Origin of the sequence: uncultured Rikenella sp. (assembly GCF_910577125.1) — a bacterium.
Taxonomy (GTDB): Bacteria; Bacteroidota; Bacteroidia; order Bacteroidales; family Rikenellaceae; genus Rikenella.
On record NZ_CAJTMN010000126.1, the window covers coordinates 1 to 4,999 of the forward strand.

General features: G+C 63.0%; 5 protein-coding genes. 1 reads left to right on the forward strand and 4 read right to left on the reverse strand.

What is annotated here, in order from left to right; translation table 11 throughout:
• Positions 1-200: 200 nt before the first annotated feature.
• From QZ292_RS09465 to QZ292_RS09480, 4 genes are all read right to left on the reverse strand, one after another.
• Positions 201-347, reverse strand: a complete 147-nt coding sequence (locus QZ292_RS09465; RefSeq protein ID WP_294600945.1) for a hypothetical protein — start codon at positions 345-347, stop codon at positions 201-203.
• Between the two features lie 61 nt (positions 348-408).
• A complete protein-coding gene (locus QZ292_RS09470) occupies positions 409-1,008 on the reverse strand; it encodes a DUF975 family protein (RefSeq protein WP_294600947.1) in 600 nt (199 codons plus the stop codon).
• 43 nt (positions 1,009-1,051) lie between these two features.
• On the reverse strand, positions 1,052-1,942 hold the full coding sequence (locus QZ292_RS09475) for an endonuclease/exonuclease/phosphatase family protein (protein ID WP_294600949.1): 891 nt from the start codon (positions 1,940-1,942) through the stop codon (positions 1,052-1,054).
• Between the two features lie 13 nt (positions 1,943-1,955).
• The gene (locus tag QZ292_RS09480) at positions 1,956-3,626 is read right to left on the reverse strand and encodes a Na/Pi symporter (RefSeq protein ID WP_294600951.1); all 1,671 of its coding nucleotides are present in this window, start codon (positions 3,624-3,626) and stop codon (positions 1,956-1,958) included.
• Between the two features lie 240 nt (positions 3,627-3,866).
• On the opposite strand from QZ292_RS09480, the gene QZ292_RS09485 reads away from it, so the two are divergent.
• The gene (locus QZ292_RS09485; protein ID WP_294600953.1) at positions 3,867-4,910 is read left to right on the forward strand and encodes a lysylphosphatidylglycerol synthase transmembrane domain-containing protein; all 1,044 of its coding nucleotides are present in this window, start codon (positions 3,867-3,869) and stop codon (positions 4,908-4,910) included.
• The last annotated feature ends 89 nt before the right edge of the window (positions 4,911-4,999 follow it).

Sequence of the window (4,999 nt, forward strand, 5' to 3'; positions counted from 1 at the left end):
CTTGTCGGATAAACGAGCTTTGTCCGCGCGCCTTACGCGATTCATTCTCTTTCGGCTTGCGCCAAAATAGTTGAATCGCTTCTTAAGGCGACGGCGCGTGGTCGAGCTCTGAACCGGATAGAACTGCCCTCGGGCCGGGCGGGCCCCACGTCCCGTGGACGGGCGAAACTGCGTTTCGCTGCGGCCGTGTCTGCCTCCGTTTATTCCGAGAGGCAACGCAACTGAAGACCGTGGCCACGGCTGCTCGCGTCGCTGGGATTGAGGCTCGTCACGTAGAAACCCAAGTACACCCCGCCGCTGCCGCTCACCGACGACGAGTAGCAGAACCCGTAGTGGCCGATGCTCACCAGACCGCCTAATCGCCCATTGTTACCCGCGTCGCGGAAGCCCGGGGCGGGGAGACCCGTCCTATGCCCCCTGCTGCGCCTCCCGCTTCAGGTCGAGGTAGAACGCTGCCCGCGAGTTCTCCATCCACGGCGCCAACCACAGGAATCCGATCCCTAAAGTCAATACGGCCAATAAAACCCAGCCGATGAAACTCAAATCCAGCAAGAACAGCTTCATCTTGTGCCCCCGCATCATCGCCATGCTTTTGCAGATTACCTCGTCCGCCCCCAGCTCCGGTTCGTCGTTCAGGATGAACGGCGTCATCGCGTACGAGTACGACTTGATGATCCCCGGAATCAGGAGCAGCAGACTCCACAGCCACGTATAAATTGCCGCCAGCAGCATCGTCCCCAGCGTCTTGCCGTAGTTGTTGAACCCGCTGAAGAGCGCATTGATCTGCGGCTCCGTTCCCGCCCGCATCACGTTCAGGAAAATGATCTGGAACCCGAATCCCAAAACCGGCAACACCAGCAGCGAGGCCGGGAATTTCAGAAACGGGATGTACGAGCAGACGCAGGCCAGTAATATATAGACCAGCGTGGTCAATACCGCCGGAGTCCATTTGCCCGCCAGGGCGGTGCATGCGCTGCGGCGCAGGTCGCGATTGATAGTGAGTGCCATAAGATTTGTGAGTTAAGTGAGTAATTACAAATGTAAACAAAATTTACCGCAACAGGATACGCGTGTAGACCGGTAGGTGGTCGCTCAGCTCCCGGTCGGGATACCCTGCGAAACGGCCCTCGCGCGTCAGCATCTCCGGCCGGAGAAAGACCCGCGCCTCCTCCGCCGCCGTGCTGCGTCCCACGAAAATCTGGTCGAACATCAGCCACACATCGTCCCAGGCATAAGAGCCCTCGCCCCGCCGATGGGCCTGCAGCGCCAGCGGTCTCCATCCCGCCAGCCGGCGGCGAACCAGCCCCGAAGAGGGGTTGTCGTTGAAATCCCCCAGCAGAACCACCGCAGCGTCCGCGCTGTCTGCCGCCGCGTGTGCATCGAGCCGGGCCGCAATCTCCTCCCGCGCCCGCGTCGCCCGGTGATAGCCTCCCCGCCGCGAAGGCAGATGAACCGCGTAGACCACCAGCCGCTTTGTCGCTCCCGCCACCGAGAACTCCGCCCGCAAGAGATCCCGCGTCGGATAGTCCGTCGTCATCCGGATCGGTTCCGAAGCCGTCGGCCTCAGCCGGCCCGCCCGGTAGAGTAGCGCCACATCGATGCCGCGCCTGTCCGGCGAGTCATAGTGGATCGGGCGATACCCCTTTCCCGCCAGCCCCGGCGAACCGAGCAGCGCCTCCAGCACCGCCGCGTTCTCCACCTCGCACAGCGCGATCACATCCGGATCCAGCGCACCGATCGTCCGCCCCAGCCGCTCCGTTTTGCGTCGCCACGCCTCGGGAGAGAGCACCTCGTCTGCAATACCCGGGTCGTTGATCGTGTCGAAAAGGTTGCAGACATTGTAAGTCGCCACCACCAGCACCGTTCCGCGCTCCTCCGCCCCCGTCCGGAGCGGCAGACCCGCCGATAAGGCGAAAACGAAGAAAAGAAGCCGGCGTTTCACGGGCCCTGGAAGATTAAACCGCCTCTTCGTTCTGTTCGACCGCCATGTGCGTGGCCGTATCGACCAGCTTCGCACACCGCTCCGTCAGTTCGAGGAAGAAAAAGATCGCCGTCGGGTGCGCCCCCTCCTGTTCGATGCGGCCCAGCAGCTCCGTCCGCCGTCCCCGGGCCCAGCTCTGCACCAGCTCGTTCAGTTTGCGCGCCTCCTGCACCTCCTCCGGCGTCGGGCGTTCGAGACAGGTCGTCATCCGGTAGATGGCCTGCTCCGTCATATCGTACAGCCGTTCCGAATCCTCGCGCAGGGTGCGGTCGAACCACAGGTCGCTCTCCCGCTTCGCCCGGATCGTCCGGGCCAGGGCCAGGTTCTCGTCTCCGATCAGCTCGATGTGCGATACCGTGCGGAACATCCGCTGCAACCGGGCCGTAGCCCGTTCGCTGTTGTCCTGCGAGACGATGTGCGACAGAAAGACGATGATCTCCCGCTCCACCCGGTCCGTAATCCGTTCGTATTTCTCGACATGGGCGTATTCGCGCCGGAACTCCTCGAGGTGCGGTGTCCGCGTCAGCTCGCGCACCATGTTGAACATCTTGAGCATCCGTTTGGCATGGGTCGTAATCTCGTGGTGCGCCTGCATCAGCGCCAGCTCCGGCGTGGAGATCATCCCCGAGTCGAGCGCCAGCAGATGCCGGCGGTCGTCCGACGCCTCGTGCGGCAGCATCCGCGCCAGCAGCCTCATCAGCTGAGGTATGAAATGAGCGGCGATAAAGACATTCAGCAGGTTGAAAAGCGTATCGAAGAGGGCCAGCATGATCGGTGCCGCGCCCGTTTCCGATCCTCCGAGCAGCGAGAAGAGCCCGACGATCCCCGGTGCGATCCACGGCAGCAGCGGCGCGCACCACAAGGCGCCGAAGAGGTTGATGGCCGTATGCGCCAGGGCCGCCCGTTTGGCCGATGTATTGAGCGCCGCCGCAGCCATCACGGCCGTGGCCGTCGTTCCGACATTCTCGCCCAGCACCATCGCCGCCCCCGCCTCGAACGGCAGCCACCCGCCCTGACACAGGATCATCGTCAGCGCGATCGTCACGGCCGACGATTGCAGGATAGCCGTGAGCAGGATGCCGGCCAGCAGAAAGACTACGATCGACGGATAGCCCAGTCCGGCGTAAATCGCCAGTTCGTCGAAGAAGAGGGTGTGGGCCGCCGCCGCGTTCGTCGCCGCCTGCAGCACCGAGAGCCCCAGCAGCATCAGCGCGAAACCGATGACCGTCTCGCCCAGATCCCGGTATCGGTTTTTCCGGAGCAGGACGAAAGCGAACCCCAGTCCGACCAGCGGAATCGAGATGGCCGACACCCGCAGCGCGAAGCCGAAGAGAGCGATGATCCAGACCGTCACCGTCGTGCCGATATTGGCCCCCATAATCAAGCCGATGGCCTGCCTGAGTTCGATCAGCGCCGCGTGGGCGAATCCGGCGATCGTGACCGTCGTCGCGCTCGACGACTGCACCGTTGCCGTGACCGCCGCCGCGGCCCCGATTTGCGAGCCGAGCCTCTCTCCGGCGCGTCCCATCGTGTGTCGCAGCCGGCTTCCGGTGGCGCGTTGCAGCGCTTCGCTCATCAGCTTCATGCCGAAGAGGAAGAGTCCCAGCGAACCGATGATCTGGAGAAGGCGAACAAGAGTATCCATGCGGTCGAACGGTTGTTTGAGGACAAAAATACGATTTTCCGCCTCAAATCGCCCCTCCGCCGTCGCATTTGGCCGCTCGGCCGCATCTGTTTCGGTCGGCCGGGTGAAAACGGGCTCTCGTCGCGGCGGGTCGTCCTGCGCGCTGCGTCCGATCCGCCGGCTGCTGGCGATTCGGCCGGGATGTCGTATCTTTGCGACTCACCGCCGGCCCGGAGCCGGCCTCGCAACGCAGCTTTTTCTATGGAGAAAAATACCGTCGGCCGTGTCCGGCCGTGGAAAATCGTCCTGCCCGTCGTGCTGGGGCTCGGCTGGGTGGCGTGGATGATCTGGCGCGAGTTCGACCCCGCTGTTTTCGAATCGATCCGGTTCACCTGGCGCGCGCTGTTTTTCATTCTGGTCGCCTTCCTGTTCATGGCGGGACGGGACTTGGGCTACATCATCCGGCTGCGGCTCTTCAGCCGCAACGACCTCGGCTGGCGGCAGGCCTTCCGGATCACGATGCTGTGGGAGTTCACCTCGGCGGTGACGCCGTCGGCCATCGGCGGAACGAGCGTCGCGATCGTCTTCGTCCACAAAGAAGGGGTGCCGGTCGGCCGAAGCGCGGCGATCGTGATGCTCACCTCGTTTTTCGACGAGCTCTACTTCGCGTTGCTCTTCCCGATCGTCTTTTTCATCGTCGGCGGCGACCGCCTCTTCAGCGGGCCGATGGGACATGAACTGATGCTCTTCGCTACCATCGGCTACGGGCTGAAACTCGCCTACCTGCTCCTGCTGAGCTACGGCCTCTTCTTCAATCCCCGGGGCTTGAAATGGCTCCTTGTGCGCCTCTTCTCGCTGCCCGGGTTGAGGCGGTGGAAGGCGGGGGCGGTCGAGGCGGGCAACGGCATCGTCCGTAGTGCGGTCGAAATCCGGCGCTACCGGCCGCTGTTCTGGCTCCAGTCTTTCGCGGCCACGTTCCTGTCATGGAGCTCGCGTTATCTGGTGGCCAACGCGCTGTTCATGGCGTTTTTCACGCTGAGCGACCAGTTTCTGGTCTTCGCCCGCCAGCTGGCGATGTGGATCATGATGCTGGTGGCTCCGACGCCGGGCGGAAGCGGTTTCGCGGAGTACATCTTCACGCACTTCCTGAGCGATGTGATTCCGGTGGGGAGCGCGGCACAGGTGGGGACGGCGGCGGTGATCGCCCTGCTGTGGCGCCTGGTGACTTACTATCCGTATCTGATCATGGGGGTGATTATCCTGCCTCGCTGGCTCCGCCGCAGCTTCGGCCGCAGCAACGGATAAGTTTTTTCCTGCCGATGTTTTTACCCGGGCGGGAACTGTTCTCTTTGTGAACAAAGAGAACCAGAAAAACTTTAGAGGATGCTTCGCAT

Bases quoted from the DNA above. Each gene is read 5' to 3' on its own strand.
- QZ292_RS09470 (WP_294600947.1), bottom strand. From the start codon at position 1,008: ATGGCACTCACTATCAATCGCGACCTGCGCCGCAGCGCATGCACCGCC.
- QZ292_RS09480 (WP_294600951.1), bottom strand. From the start codon at position 3,626: ATGGATACTCTTGTTCGCCTTCTCCAGATCATCGGTTCGCTGGGACTC.
- QZ292_RS09485 (WP_294600953.1), top strand. From the start codon at position 3,867: ATGGAGAAAAATACCGTCGGCCGTGTCCGGCCGTGGAAAATCGTCCTG.